14 protein-coding genes are annotated in these 14,873 nt (G+C 40.4%); 6 read left to right on the plus strand and 8 right to left on the minus strand.

Annotated elements, in window-relative coordinates:
* A partial coding sequence (locus VIHSUH07_RS05615; protein ID WP_146104941.1) for a transposase family protein occupies window positions 1–280 on the minus strand: 280 nt, incomplete at its 3' end.
* Window positions 281–434: 154 nt separating this feature from the next.
* Window positions 435–710, minus strand: a complete 276-nt coding sequence (locus VIHSUH07_RS05620) for a hypothetical protein (protein ID WP_105084208.1) — start codon at window positions 708–710, stop codon at window positions 435–437.
* 717 nt (window positions 711–1,427) lie between these two features.
* Between VIHSUH07_RS05620 and VIHSUH07_RS05625 the strand changes: the two genes are divergently transcribed.
* From VIHSUH07_RS05625 to VIHSUH07_RS05650, 6 genes are all read left to right on the plus strand, one after another.
* Window positions 1,428–3,437 carry an S-layer homology domain-containing protein gene (locus tag VIHSUH07_RS05625; RefSeq protein WP_105084209.1) on the plus strand — a complete coding sequence of 670 codons (2,010 nt, stop codon included), beginning with the start codon at window positions 1,428–1,430 and terminating at the stop codon, window positions 3,435–3,437.
* Between the two features lie 238 nt (window positions 3,438–3,675).
* On the plus strand, window positions 3,676–4,161 hold the full coding sequence (locus VIHSUH07_RS05630; protein WP_105084210.1) for a GNAT family N-acetyltransferase: 486 nt from the start codon (window positions 3,676–3,678) through the stop codon (window positions 4,159–4,161).
* A 157-nt stretch (window positions 4,162–4,318) separates the two neighbouring features.
* On the plus strand, window positions 4,319–5,068 hold the full coding sequence (locus tag VIHSUH07_RS05635) for a DUF969 domain-containing protein (RefSeq protein WP_105084211.1): 750 nt from the start codon (window positions 4,319–4,321) through the stop codon (window positions 5,066–5,068).
* Between the two features lies 1 nt (window position 5,069).
* Entirely contained in the window at window positions 5,070–5,999 is a 930-nt protein-coding gene (locus tag VIHSUH07_RS05640) for a DUF979 domain-containing protein (protein WP_105084212.1), read from the plus strand.
* 53 nt (window positions 6,000–6,052) lie between these two features.
* Window positions 6,053–6,706, plus strand: a complete 654-nt coding sequence (gene pcp, locus VIHSUH07_RS05645) for a pyroglutamyl-peptidase I (RefSeq protein ID WP_105084213.1) — start codon at window positions 6,053–6,055, stop codon at window positions 6,704–6,706.
* Between the two features lie 107 nt (window positions 6,707–6,813).
* Entirely contained in the window at window positions 6,814–8,142 is a 1,329-nt protein-coding gene (locus VIHSUH07_RS05650) for an S-layer homology domain-containing protein (RefSeq protein ID WP_105084214.1), read from the plus strand.
* Between the two features lie 194 nt (window positions 8,143–8,336).
* Here VIHSUH07_RS05650 and VIHSUH07_RS05655 read toward each other — a convergent pair whose 3' ends face one another.
* From VIHSUH07_RS05655 to rbsK, 6 genes are all read right to left on the minus strand, one after another.
* Window positions 8,337–9,530 carry a protein kinase gene (locus VIHSUH07_RS05655; protein ID WP_105084215.1) on the minus strand — a complete coding sequence of 398 codons (1,194 nt, stop codon included), beginning with the start codon at window positions 9,528–9,530 and terminating at the stop codon, window positions 8,337–8,339.
* Between the two features lie 311 nt (window positions 9,531–9,841).
* Window positions 9,842–10,744: a ribose ABC transporter substrate-binding protein RbsB gene (gene rbsB / locus VIHSUH07_RS05660; protein WP_005384445.1), complete on the minus strand. Its 903-nt coding sequence runs from the start codon at window positions 10,742–10,744 to the stop codon at window positions 9,842–9,844.
* Window positions 10,745–10,753: 9 nt separating this feature from the next.
* Entirely contained in the window at window positions 10,754–11,689 is a 936-nt protein-coding gene (locus VIHSUH07_RS05665) for an ABC transporter permease (RefSeq protein ID WP_105084216.1), read from the minus strand.
* Window positions 11,689–13,170, minus strand: a complete 1,482-nt coding sequence (locus tag VIHSUH07_RS05670) for a sugar ABC transporter ATP-binding protein (RefSeq protein ID WP_105084217.1) — start codon at window positions 13,168–13,170, stop codon at window positions 11,689–11,691. The genes VIHSUH07_RS05665 and VIHSUH07_RS05670 overlap by 1 nt, the downstream gene beginning before the upstream one ends.
* A gap of 45 nt (window positions 13,171–13,215) precedes the next feature.
* Complete coding sequence (rbsD, locus tag VIHSUH07_RS05675) at window positions 13,216–13,629, minus strand: D-ribose pyranase (RefSeq protein ID WP_105084218.1); 414 nt, start codon at window positions 13,627–13,629, stop codon at window positions 13,216–13,218.
* Window positions 13,630–13,934: 305 nt separating this feature from the next.
* The gene (gene rbsK, locus VIHSUH07_RS05680) at window positions 13,935–14,822 is read right to left on the minus strand and encodes a ribokinase (protein ID WP_105084219.1); all 888 of its coding nucleotides are present in this window, start codon (window positions 14,820–14,822) and stop codon (window positions 13,935–13,937) included.
* Window positions 14,823–14,873: the final 51 nt, after the last annotated feature.

The following is a 14,873-nucleotide window of genomic DNA, read 5'->3' on the forward strand; positions in this document are numbered from 1 at the left end:
CAAATGGATTATTCTCGGCAAAAGAATGCTTACAATGAGGGCAAATATATCGACGTTGTCTGTATTTTCCAATTAATGGTCCTCGTTGTACTTTTCCAAATTTTACCGTACGTATGTGGTAATCTTTAATACGCTCTGTAGTTTCTCCGCATTTTGGGCAAATATGTGGTGTTACCGGTAATTCTATGTCAAAAATAAATGTTCCGTCCAATTCGTAGCTGTTTGTAATAAACTCTTGTTTTACATTATGTAAAAATTCAGTATAATCAGTAGTAGGCATATAAGCTCACATCCTTTCTTTAGGACTTTGACACTTTTATTGTAAAGTATGTGAGTCTTGTATGCTTATTTTTTTGCAAAAAAATAATGTTGGAAGTGACACCGTAGTGGTGTCACCCCAACATTTATTATAGAACCTTTTTATATGAGATATTCTATTGTTTTTTCTTAAAAGATTTTAGGATGAAACCACCCACAGTTCCAGTGATACCGAAACCTAAGAGCCCCATACCAATTGTATGCATTAAAATACTTGTTTGATTGTTTTTAGAGATTTCTTGTGCCGCTTGCATTGCACTAGTAGCTTTTTTTGCAATCTCCACATTGTTAGCTGATGGATCTGGAATGACAAATAAGATTACGATGGCAATAATTAAACTAATAATACCAGCAATGAATAAATACTTTCCGCGTTGGTTTACTCTTTCCATAATATCCTCTCCTTTATATATTACGAAATAAGATATATAGTGTTCATCTTGATTATATCCTGTATGTATATAAATGTAAATTAATAATTCTGTATATGATTTTCGTAATTAAGTACTTATGGAAGGTTAATGAAAATGAAAAGGGAAAAGACAGTTTATGGTTTGTTTAAAAATAGAGATTTGATGTGGTTGAGATAATGTTCGAACTAATATTAAAATATATTTAAAAATACATAGAAACAACTAATTATTCAGTATCGTAAATGAATAGAAATATCTAATATTCATAATTAGTTCATGAAAATATAGTGAGGGTGATGCGTTTGGAATTTACTGTGCTTATTAAAATATTGATTATTTATAAGTAAATTGATGTATCGCATGAAAAGGGCACAAAGTATTCTGATTTTAAAGCTCATCATAAAAATTGATGAGCATATCAATAGGGTATAGAACAATGGCAATCAAGCTATTTTTGATGTATGTGAAGTGTTATTAATGAACTTTATATGGAAAAAAGTCTTGTGCATATCGTAAAATTTTGATATGCTATGCAAGTAATTAACAATATAAATTTTTCTTAAACTAACTCAAACATGATTATTTAGAGATAGAGAGAAAAAATATGTTTAGGTTAGGCTAAAGAGAGAGGCGAATAGAGAGACTGAAAAATTGTATTGTATATTGTTAAGGATTTTAATTTAGTGAGGGTGTAAGATGAGAGAAAACAAACATTCCAAAAAATTAGCATTTGCAGTATTGGCTGCTACAGCAGCTGTTGGTGTATCCGCAGTTGCTCCTGTTAGTGCAGCAACACCTGTATCTAAAGCAGGTGGTTTTATTTTTGCAGCCGTAGGTGATCAAGCTGGTCAAACTCCAGACACCACACACAATAGTGTTTCTTATGGTACTGTTGCAAATGGTACAGCTACTAGTATTGCAGTTGGCCAACATAATGAAATTACAAGTGCTACTGGCTCTAGTAGCGCTTATGGTAACCAAAATATCGTTAATGGTGATCAAGCTAATGCATTTGGCGATGGCAATACTGTAACAGGTGCTTATGCACAAGCATTTGGCGATAGCAATGTTATTAATGGTACACATGCTATTGGTTATGGTTATAAAAATACTGTAGGTGAATCGACTTCTAATTTCCGCGATCGTGATTATGATAACGAACCAGATAGTGCAACATTACGTCCAGGAGATTGGAAATCTAATTCTGTAGCTATTGGTTCTGAAAATACTGCATTAGGCAGTTCCGCATTGGCAGTAGGTAATGGGTCTCAAGCTAAAATGAGCGAATCTATTGCTATTGGTCACGCTGCAGAGGCTGAACGTACATGGTCTACAGCTATTGGTACACGTGCTAATGCATCTGAAGTTCGTTCTCAAGCTATTGGCTATGAAGCACAAGCTGCTGGCTATAAAGCTAATGCTATTGGTTCTGGCGCTCAAGCCACTGGTGCACATACTAATGCAATCGGTTCTTCTGCTATTGCCTCTGGTGATCATGCACAAGCTTATGGTGCGGGTGCACAAGCTCAAGGGTTACGTGCTAATGCTTTTGGTTCTGATGCACATGCTACTGCTGACCATGCTATGGCGATTGGTGATCACTCCGTTGCGTCTGATGCAAACTCGATTGCTATTGGTTTCCAATCCCAATCTGCTCCGGCAAGAGCTGTAAGTGAAGCTTCTATTACTACTACTAGTCTTACAAGTGGCGCTCCAATTAAAACTCATACATATGGTGGCTTTGCAGGTGTGGGCTCCGCTACTAATGGATCTGTATCTGTAGGTCAAGTTGGTCAAGAACGTCAAATTAAGAACGTAGCTGCAGGCGAAATCTCTGCTACATCTACAGATGCTGTAAATGGTAGTCAATTGTTCTCTGTAGCTCGTGATTTACAAAACCAAATCGATAATACAACACCAGGTCAAATCAATAATAATATTACTAACTTGAATAATCGTGTCGGCGATGTAGAACAACGCGTTAATAAAGTAGGTGCAGGTTCTGCTGCATTGGCTGCGTTACATCCATTAGACTTCAACCCAGATGATAAATGGACAGTAGCTGCTGGTTATGGCCACTACCATAATGCTAACTCTGCTGCATTGGGCGCTTTCTACCGTCCTAATGAAGATACAATGTTCTCCATCGGCAGCACAATCGGCAATGGTAACCCTCAATTAAATGCAGGCGTATCCATTCGTCTTGGTAAACGTGCTCCTGAATCTCGTTCCCGTGTAGCTATGGGGCGTGAAATTGCTGAATTGAATGCACGTCTTCAAGATATTGAAAATAAATACAATAACTTGTTACAAGTATTGAATCCACATGCAATTGATCCTAGCAAAACTGCTGAATTCCCTGATGTTCCTCGCAATCACTGGGCTTACCAATACATTAGCCAATTGGCTGGTAATGGTATCCTTGTTGGTTACCCTGATGGCACATTCAAAGGCGATGCAACAATGACTCGTTACGAATTCGCAACTATGTTGTACCGTGCTCTTCAGAATGGCGCTCCTATCGATGATAACATGCGTCGTGCTATGAACGAATTCCAACCTGAATTACAAAATATTCGTCTTAACCATTACCGTGTTGACCGTATTTCTGGTGGCGATAATGACCGTCATAAAACAGAACGTGTTCGCGTTAACAACGAACCTAAAAACCAACGCGACGTATATGGTTCCCGTATTAGCCAATAATACATTGACTATAACTTCCCCTCGAGCTTGTGAAAGCTCCAAAACAGGATGTATCCTCGTGATGCATCCTGTTTTTGTTTATTATAAAGATTATAAAACTTCATCAAATATTTATGTAAAATTATTGCATTTAGATACATATAGGAGTATAATTACATTTATGATAAATAAATATACAGAATATATGTATAAAATATAAATATGTAGTTTGATAAAGATATAAAATGAGGGCAAGAGAATGAAAGAATTCAGACAATTAACAGTAGAAGATACAGCGGAATACCATAAGGTTTTAATTGATGGTTATGCAGCTATTAAAGATTTTCCAATCACCTTTGATGCCATCGATTTTACCGAAGAAGAATCTAAAGAGTGGATTGAAACCTATCCTGTATATGGATTGTATATTGACGGACAATTAGTGAGCTCTATTACATTCTGCATGCCATGGGTTAAATACTCTACACCGGATAAATTTCCACATATTGCCCATTTCGTAACAGCACCAGCTTTCAAAGGCAAAGGCTATGCACGGGAAACACTTGGTTATGCAGAAGAGTTGTTAAAAACTCAATTCAAAACACCAGCCGTTACATTGGGGACGGCTAAAGAGCATCCATGGTTGCCTAAGATGTATGAATCCTTTGGATTTAAAGCTTATGATAAAGTACATTTTAGAGGAAAACAACATACAACGGTATTGTTTAAAAAAGACTTGATATAACTAATACAAGCACCTCGTGAGAATATTCCTCGTGAGGTGTATTTTTTTGTACAAGATGGTTCAGGATTTTTACATTTAGATATATAATATATACATATATGTCATATCTATGCGTTCATTTTGAATGGTAGATGGTTTATTGAAAGGATGTGAGACTATGTTAGTCTTATCTGGTATTTTAGTGATGGTCATCGGTCTGATGCTGCGCTTTAATGCCTTGTTAGTTGTCGTAGCCGCAGGTTTTGTAACGGGCCTTGCAGGTGGTCTCAGTATCAATGATATCGTTGGTGCTATAGGCGAAGCTTTTGTTAAAAATCGTTATATGTCATTATTTATTTTGATTTTACCTGTTATTGGTCTTATGGAACGTCATGGTTTACGTGAACGGGCAGAAATTTTGATTGGCAAGATCAACGCTGCTACGGCTGGTCGTATCTTTATGATTTACTTATTTGTGCGCCAAGTAACTGTAGCTTTTGGTATTAACATGTCCGGTATGGTTGCCATGGTACGTCCGTTGATTGCACCTATGAGTGAAGCTGCAGTAGCTCAAGGTCGCCCAGTATCTCAACGTACTCTTGATAAGGTGCGTGGTGTAGCTGCTTCTGCAGATAATACAGGCAATTTCTTCGGTCAAAACTTGTTCCTTGCTGCTGGTGGGTTATTGCTTATCAAAGGTGTTATGGAACAATTAGGCTATTCTGTAGAGTTAACAGATATGGTATTGTACGGATTGCCAACGGCTGTTTGTGCATATATCGTTAATTTTATTCGTTTTATTATTTTTGATGAAACAATTCAAGCCTCTGTAGCTCGTGACGAAGCTGATATGAAAGCTGGTAAATTAGTACCAAATGAATTTAATATCCTCGTTACTCCAGAAGAATTAAAGAAGGAGGCTAATTAATATGTTAGAAATACTCTATAAAATGCAGCCTTTAGATTATGTATACCTTCTTGTAGGTATTATTCTATTTATTTTCGCAATTCAATCATTTTTAGATAAAGAACATAAATATCGTATTGGTACAGGCTTATTCTGGTTATTGTACAGCGTATCCTTTATCTTTGGCTCTTATCTTTCTAAAGAAATTAATGGTTGGCTCGTAATTGGCATGGCAGCTATCGTTTTGGTGAAACAACTCGGCAAAGGTCATTACTCCGAATCTCCTATCGAATTTAAAAAAGGCGAAGCAGTTCGTATCGGTAATATTATTTTCGTACCTGCTTTACTTGTTGGTATTATTACCTTCGTAATTGGCTTCTTTACTAAGCTAGGTGCTCTTGTAGGACTTGGTATTGCAGCAATCATCGCGATGTGTGCCGCTCTTTACATTACAAAGGGCAATCTTAACCAAGGCTTCCATGAAGGTCGTCGTCTTATCGATGCGATTGGTTGGACTGCTATCTTGTCCCAATTATTAGCGGCTCTAGGCTATCTATTTAATTTGGCTGGCGTTGGTAAACTTATCTCCAGTGCCGTAGCAAGTGTAGTACCAGCAGATAATGTATTCCTCGTAGTTGTAGCATACTGCATCGGTATGGTCATCTTCACAATGATCATGGGGAACGCTTTTGCAGCCTTTGCGATGATTACAAGTGCTATCGGTGTTCCAATGCTCGTTGTAGCTCATGGTGCAAACCCAGCTGCTATTGGTGCTATCGCAATGCTTGCTGGCTATTGCGGTACCTTGATGACACCTATGGCGGCAAACTTTAACATTGTACCGGTAGCGCTTCTTGAAATGCGTGATCAATACGGTGTTATTAAAGCTCAACTTCCAATTGCATTGATTATGCTCGTGTTGAACATCCTATTGATGTACTATTTTATTTAAGACCTTGTTCTGTGGATGAACAATCTTTTGAAATATCCTTATGAGGTGTTATGATGAAAACTATTTTAATTACTGGATTTGATCCATTTGGTGGCGAACCTATTAATCCTGCATGGGAAGCTGTAAAAACGATGGATGGTTATACTGATGGCGATTACAAGGTGGTAACTCAAATGGTGCCAACTGTACGTTATACTTCTGTTGATACTGTGAAAGCAGCTGCTGAAAAATGCGAACCAGACTTTATTCTATGTGTAGGCCAAGCAGGGGGCCGTCCAGATATTACAGTGGAACGTGTTGCTATTAACTGCGATGACTTCCGCATTCCAGACAATGCAGGCAATCAACCAGAGGATGAGCCAATCGTAACTGATGGGCCTAGTGCGTACTTTTCTACATTGCCTATTAAAAACATCGTCAATGCATTACATCAAGCGAGCATTCCTGCAAAGGTTTCTAATACAGCCGGTACCTTTGTATGCAATCATTTGATGTATGGTGTATGCCATTATGCGGCACAAAAGGGCAATATCAAGGCTGGCTTCATGCACATTCCATATTTGCCATCTCAAGTGGTGGATAAACCAAATCAACCAAGTATGGCTGTTGAAACTGTACGTGCCACATTAGAAACCATCGTGCATGTATTGGCTCATGGTGAAAGCTACAAGGCACAAGATATTAACTATACAACACCTCATGAATAGGTGGTATCTTTAATACGTGTATCGCATGTTATATAGTATGATGATGCGGTGTAGATAATATAGAGTCATATATTTTGTTTGTGTATAGATGAGAGTGGGTTATCTCTATGAATAGAAAATTAGTAGCAAGTTTAGTTTCTTGTTTTGTATTGGGTTCTGTCAGTGCCTATGCAGCCAATCCATTTAGTGATGTAGAGCCTTCTAGTTGGGCCTATCAATCAGTAGAACAATTGGCATCTGTCGGTATTATTAATGGTTATCCAGATGGGACTTTCAAAGGCAATAAAGATATTACACGGTACGAAATGGCTCAAATGGTAGCGAAAGCCATGGCGAATCAAGACCGCGCTAATGCAGAACAACAAGCTATGATCAATCGCTTAGCCGATGAATTTAGTAATGAACTCAATACATTGGGCGTGCGTGTAGCAAAATTAGAAGATCAAGTGGGTAATGTGAAGGTAACAGGAAATTATCGTTTACGCTATCGCGGCAGCCAATTGAAAAATGATGCGTATGCTTATGGAAAGCATTCTTCCTTTGATTATCGGGCGCGTGTGATTTTTAATGCTAAGGTCAATGATAAAACCGATGCCGTTGTTCGTGTACAAGGTTCCGGTGAGCTCGGCAATAGCAATGCTAATATAGCTCAGGTAAATCTTGCCTATGTCGACCATCATTTTGGTAAAGACACAACATTGCGCGTAGGTCGTCAATTATATACGCCTGCACTAGGTCTTATGTATGATGACCTCATCGATGGGGTGCGCCTCATGTATAAACATGGTAAGCTAGATGTATCCGCTAGCTATGGTTACTGGTGGGGTGGTGCAGGTACGTACCAAAATAAGGAAAACACTATCTCTGCAGCTATGCTAGAAGTGAAAGGTAAACTTAACAAACATGTTACCCTTGGCGGTATGTATGGCCGATTCCACAATGGTAAATTATACCAAGGTCAAGACATTGATGCGGCTACAGGTAAACAAGTTAAATCCTTTATCGATTCCCCGTACAAAAATATTTGGGGTCTTAACGCGAATATGAACTTCAACCGTTGGAACGTATTCGGCGAATGGCTTACAGCACCAGGCATATCCAACTCCCAAGCTTGGATGGCTAGTGTAGGTTATGGTAATTACAATATTAGTAAAGCCCGTACTTATAGCGTACGTGGTCAATATTACTATGAAGAAGCTAACTCGCCTGTCTTTAGTAGTGCCTTTGCACCGGCCTATAGCTTCTACAATCAACACTATGTGGATACTAAGGGCGTTGCTCATGTACGTAATGGTTTTAAAGGCTTTGTAGCTAATGTAAACTACGTACCATTCCAAAATGTATCCATCGGTGCTTACTATGGCTTCGGTAATAAAGACATGGACGGTAATAAATTAGGTAATTACTGGCGTACAGACGTGAACTTCATGTTCTAATCTCAGAACGTCTTATATATGTGGTTCTAATCTTAGAACGCCCTATACATGTGGTTCCAAAATTAGTACAGGCCTGTACTAATTCTCAGAAAGGATATATAGGGGTACTACAAAATAGAACAGGCCTGTTCTATTTTGTAGTAGGGGTTGTTCAAAATGTAATAAGAGGCTGTCATTATTGACAGCCTCTTTTGCTATTGTTGAGCTATATTGGGATGAATGAAATTGATGTATTTTTCGTCGAGTAAACGTATGAAATAAGCAGATCGTTGTTGGATATAGGATTCTAATATATCTAATTTTGCATCTGTTAATATATCTGATGGAATACGATTAAATTTAAAATTTAGTAATGGTGTTAACATGGCACGGTGCGAATCGTGAAGATATAATTTTGCCAATGTATCAAAGGAGAGTCCCCAAAAACTGATATCTTTCACACCATTTAAATCGGCATATTCATCGTTAGTTATATTGTAGAATAATGAATTTCCATGATCAAATAAAGGTGCAGGACCTAGGATACGATTGCTTTCATTATCGATGAGAACACCAAAATTGTTGAGGTGTCGGTCAGTATTATGAATGAGTGCATCGAATACCATCATATCAGAAAATGGGATAATACCGTACAAGCTAGCTATATCGTGCTGTGTGTCATATAACATAAGTTCGTCACGAGATATCGTTTCTTTTAGGAGACTAGATATAGGCATGTATCCGACCTGTTCCGATGTGAATAGAGGGCACGCACTAACTAGTTGGTCGTGGAATGTAGTGAGTTTATATTCCACATGTGCTAACCCCATAGCTGCTGCAATCTGACTAGCATATACTTCACTGAGTGCCTCAAGCCCTCCATTGGCATAGCGAGGTGTTGAACCTTTATATAAATAAATGACATCATTTTCACGATGCCAACACTTACGGAGCATGCCGTTTGTTGTGTATTCTGGGGTCGTCACAATCCCTTGTATATGACTATCTTCGCCTGTGAAAGCGATGCCTGACACAATTTCGCTAAATGGATTGTCGTATAAATTAACATCTGACCATGAAATAGTGGAATGAGTCGGTTTTACCCAATATGTATCATTTAGGGATAGACCATAGGTTACATCTAAATATCGATATGGATTTTCTGTATCTGAAATGGCATCTAATAAATTCTCAACAAATGCACGATTATTTGGAATCTTACGTTGTAATAACCAATTTTTTAGTCCTTTTATGGTAGGTTGCATATTTATTGGCAATGTCGCATTATCTATGATTGTTAAATCAGAAATATCCATGCGAACCAATGTGGTTAAGTTGACAACATCTTCGTGCCTCTCGATGCAAAACTGCAAGAGAGGGGTATCCTTGTTGAGTAATACATACTCCATATGAATCCTCCTTTCCTTTGAGTTTTATATATGCTCATTATAGCATACGGAAAAGTCTATATATTTTATAAATTAGTACACGCCTGTACCAATTTCAAAGTAGCTTATATATGTGGTTTCAGAATTAGAACAGGCCTGTACTAATTCTCAGAAAGGGTATATAGGGGTACTACAAAATAGAACAGGCCTGTTCTATTTTGTAGAAGGGGATGTATTCGAGCCTCTATCTCCTAATGTTCTATAATTTAGCAATTAAAAAGAGTCGCACCATATGATGCGACTCTTTTTCTGTACCCAGTTTCTATTTACAATTATTTTGTAACAACTTTAAGATCTACAGGGATTTTAGCTTCTACAGCTTCGCCTTTGATAACTTTTTGAGCTGTATCGATAGCGATTTTACCCATTTGGTCTGGTTGTTGAGCAATTGTTGCAGCCAATGTGCCGTCTTTAACAGCTTTGTCTGCGTCAGCAGTACCGTCGAAGCCTACGATGAAGATTGTTTTGCCTGCGGATTTAGCTGCTTGGATAGCGCCCAATGCCATTTCGTCGTTATGAGCGAAGATAGCTTGTACGTCTGGGTTAGCTTGCAAGATGTTAGTTGCTACGTTCAAACCTTTTGTACGGTCGAAGTCAGCGCTTTGTTTTGCTACTACTGTTAAGTCTTTGTCAGCTACGTTGTGGAAACCTTGGCCGCGTTCACGAGTTGCGGAAGCACCAGGGATACCTTCAATTTCAGCTACTTTTGCAGCTTTGCCAACTTTATCAACGATAAGTTGAGCTGCCATTTCGCCACCTTTTACGTTATCGGAAGCGATGTGAGCTACTACTTTGCCTTTGTCAGCAGAGCGGTCAACAGTGATTACAGGAATGTTTTTAGCATTTGCTGCTTCTACAGAAGTAGAGATAGCTGCAGAGTCTACAGGGTTGATGATCAATACGGAAACGCCGCTTTCAATCAAGTCGGAAATATCATTTGCTTGTTTTGCAGGATCGTTTTGAGCATCAACGATTTTAACTTTAAGACCAAGTGCTTTAGCTTGAGCCTCAACGCCTTCTTTCATAGATACGAAGAATGGGTTGTTCAATGTGGAAACAGAGAAGCCGATAGTGCCGGATTTTTTGTCGCCGCCGTTATCAGCGCTTTTACCACAGCCTGCTACAAGACCGATAACCATAACGGCCATCGCCAACAGTAACAATAGTTTTTTCATAGGAACCTCCTAGGCTTTCTTACGGTCTGCAAGAACAGCCAGTAAAATAACAATACCTTTTACAACTTGTTGATAGAAACTGGAAACGTCGAGAATATTTAACCCATTGTTGAGGGTACCGATAATTAGGGCACCAATTAATGTGCCAACGATATGACCACGACCACCAGCAAGGCTTGTACCGCCAAGAACTACCGCTGCGATAGCGTCAAGTTCGTAGCCTGCACCTGCTGTAGGTTGTGCAGAGTTAAGACGAGAAGTGATGATTGCACCAGCGATACCACAGAGCATACCAGTTAAGGCATACACGAAGATTTTAACGCGGTCAATCTTGATACCAGCAATGTAACTTACCTTTTCACTACCACCTACGGCGTATGTTTTACGACCTAAGGATGTGCGGCTCAATACGAACCAGAGGACGATGAAAGCTAGGAACATTGTGATGGCTGGAACTGGAAGGCCTGCAATATCCCCTTGGCCAAAGCCGTGGAATAGAGGGTCTTGTGTAAGGCCAGAGATTGGGTTACCGTCTGTAAATACTAGCGTCGCACCACGGTAGATTGTCATGGTCGCCAAGGTAGCGATAAATGGAGCTACGCGGCCATAAGTAATAACGAGGCCGTTAATACCGCCCAATACAAGGCCGGCACCTGCGGCTAATACGATAGCCAATACAGGGTCAGTACCAGTTACGATGAGGTTAGCCATCACTGCACTAGAGAGGGCAAGGATGGAACCGACAGATAAGTCGATACCGCCCGTTAAGATGACGAACGTCATACCAAAGGCGATGATTGCATTGATGGATACTTGGCGCAACAAGTTACGCAAGTTAGAGAATTCAAGAAAACTGTCATTCATGACAGAGATAATGATAAATAATAGGATGAGGCCGATGAGGGGGCCTAATTTTTTTACATATTGTAGAGCTTTGCTGTCCATTATTGTCCTCCTGTGGCTAATGTCATAATCGATTCTGGTGTTGCATCGCAGCGGTCCAAGATACCTGCTACGCGACCTTCATGAATGACCATAACGCGGTCGCTCATGCCTAGCACTTCAGGTAACTCAGAGGACACCATGATAATGGACACACCATCGTTCGTTAATTCGTTCATTAAATCATAAATGTCACGTTTCGCACCGATATCGATACCGCGTGTCGGTTCGTCCATGATGATAATGGATGGCTTTTTACCAACCCATTTCGCGATAACCACCTTTTGTTGGTTACCACCGGATAGGGACGATGCCGGTTCGTGAATAGATTGTGTTTTAACGCCTAGCTTTTTAGACAATTCGTCAGCAAAGGAATTGAGCTTGCCCTTATCCAATACATGGGATGGGCAAATATCACCAAGGTTCGGCAATGTAATATTGGAACCGATGGAGAAATCGAGGATCAAGCCTTCGCTCTTTCTATTTTCTGTGATGAAAGCAATGCCAGCTTTGATGGCATCTTCTGGTTTTTTACAGTTCAGAACGGAGCCGTTAACTGTTACGGTACCGCCATTATGCTTATCTACACCGAAGATAGCACGCATGATTTCAGTACGGCCAGCGCCCATAAGGCCTGCTACGCCGAGGATTTCGCCTTTGCGCAAGGAGAAGGAAATGTCGTTGTCGAAACCTTCTGGTTTGAGGTTATCTACGCTCATTACCACTTCGCCCGGTGTTGTAGTGCGAGCAGGGTAGAACTCGTCGATGGAACGGCCTACCATGTGGCGTACTACTTCGTCTACAGAGATTTCAGCAGTTGGTTTTGTAATGATAGTATGACCATCACGCATAACTGTTATAGTATCGCATTCGCTAAATACCTCTTCCATACGGTGAGAGATATATACGATAGCAACGCCACGTGCTTTCATTTTGCGCATCATGTTAAACAATGTCGCCGTTTCACGTTCTGTAAGGGCTGCTGTTGGTTCGTCCATGATGACAACTTTGGCATCTAACATCAAGATGCGAAGGATTTCTGTCATTTGTTGGTGCCCAACGGAGCAAAGGCCTGCTTCCGTTGTGAGTGGTAATTCGATACCTAGCTCGCGGCATGTATTTTCCGCCTCAGCGAGCATCGCTTTTTTATCGAGCATACCAAATTTATTGCGCTTTGGTCTCATTAAATATAGATTTTCTAACAATGTTAGATTTGGCCAAATGTTGAGCTCTTGGTGGATGAAAGCCACGCCGTTTAGCTCGGCCTCTCTCGGGTTCGGGAAGGTGCGCTCTACGCCGTCAATAGTGATTGTACCAGCGTCTGCCTTGTGAATGCCCGTAAGAATATTCATGAGGGTGGACTTGCCGGCGCCGTTTTCGCCCATCAAGGCGTGAACCTCGCCCTCCTTAAGGGTAATACTTACATCGCGCAGTACTTGGTTCGTACCAAATGCCTTTGCAATGCCTGACATAACAATTTCCATAACTACTCCTATATGACTTGTGAAAGTATCTCTTAATCTATTGCTCTAGGGACGATCGCTGAAAATACAATCGGCACGCAAGATAATGTTCGCATACGGAGATGCTTCACCAGTTTTAATAATGCATTTGCATTGTTTTGTTGCTTCTTTGAAAGCTTCATGGCTCGTTTCAATCCATTCGTATTGACTAGATGGGAAGGTAGACTCCAAAAAGTCATAAGCTTCAGGATTATTTTCCTTAATTTCCTTTGCCACATGAACCGCTTCGGATTTCATATGCTTAGAGATGATGGATACCACTTGCTCGAAGCTTGGTACACCAAAATCTAAGGCTAAATCAATCTTTTGAACCCCTTCAGGTACTGGCAATCCACAGTCGGAGATACAAATCGTATCTGTGTGACCAAGATCTGCAAGAACCTTAGCAATATGGCTATTTAAAATGCCGTGTCGTTGCATATAAACTCCTTTCATTCCAATGAATGAGGCTGCTAAAGCCTCGTTCATTGTTCCTTTTATTATATAGAGGTTGAAAGTATTCGTTATTAGGTAAATATTTGTTGGAGCTGACTAGGACTTTCAAATCGACTTTACCTTCACTGTGGATTTCGATTCTCGAAATCTTACGTTCAGGACTAAGTGATGTGTGGCTCCCATGCGTCGCGTTGCTCCTCTGTTAGCTCACACCCTACTTATGTCCCTGCGAAGGCCGTAGGCCGAAGTCAGACCCGGCCGGTGGAGCTTTTAAAGTCCTGTTCAGTTCGTTAATGCTTAGACAAGAATGCGTCGACCTCATCCTTGGTAGGCATTCCGGACTGAGCACCTAGTTTTTGGATGGATAAGGCCGCAGCTGCATTGCCGTAGTGCAATGCGTCGGCTAAGCTTTTACCATTAACGATAGCTGTTGCAAAGGCACCGTTGAAGGTATCGCCTGCACCTGTTGTATCCACTGGTTCTACCTTGAATCCAGGAACAATGTGAATTTCGCCATCGTCTGCGTAGCCTACACCTTGGCTGCCGAGAGTAACGATGATCTTGTTTTCATTAGCTAATAATGTTTCCTCTGTAGTTTTGTTAGGGTAGAGGGCCGATAATTCATGCTCATTTGGCGTGATATAGGTTGCTAATTCTAACCATTCAGGATTGAGGTCCGCCGCTGGAGCCGGATTTAAGAGGACCTTTACATTAGCATTGTGACACCGACGAACGATATATTCGATGGTTGGAATAGGAATCTCGTTTTGTATCATTACAAGATCTGCTTGTTCGATAGCAGACCAAGCATTATCTACGACAGATTGGTCCACCTTAGCATTAGCACCTGCAATAACAATAATACTGTTATCGCCTTCAGCCAATGTGATGTGGGCTGTGCCAGTTGTCGTATCTGGGACAGTGACGATATAGTCCGTATTGATATGATTTTCTTTGAGGTTATCCAAAATCATTTGGCCGTATGCATCTTCGCCGATACAACCTACCATGGTAACCTCTGCGCCTAGGCGAGCGGCAGCAACCGCTTGGTTTGTACCTTTGCCGCCATGAGCGATGTGCAATTCGTTGCCCATAATTGTTTCGCCTGCTGCGGGACGCTTATCCGCGAGGACCACAATATCCATGTTGCAACTACCTATAACAACAATGCGATTCATGATATCTCCTTACCTGTTTATTAGTGTATCTTAATTCTGTTATTAGTATAG

It is taken from the genome of Veillonella sp. T34266-5, from assembly GCF_002959815.1.
GTDB lineage: Bacteria > Bacillota > Negativicutes > Veillonellales > Veillonellaceae > Veillonella > Veillonella atypica.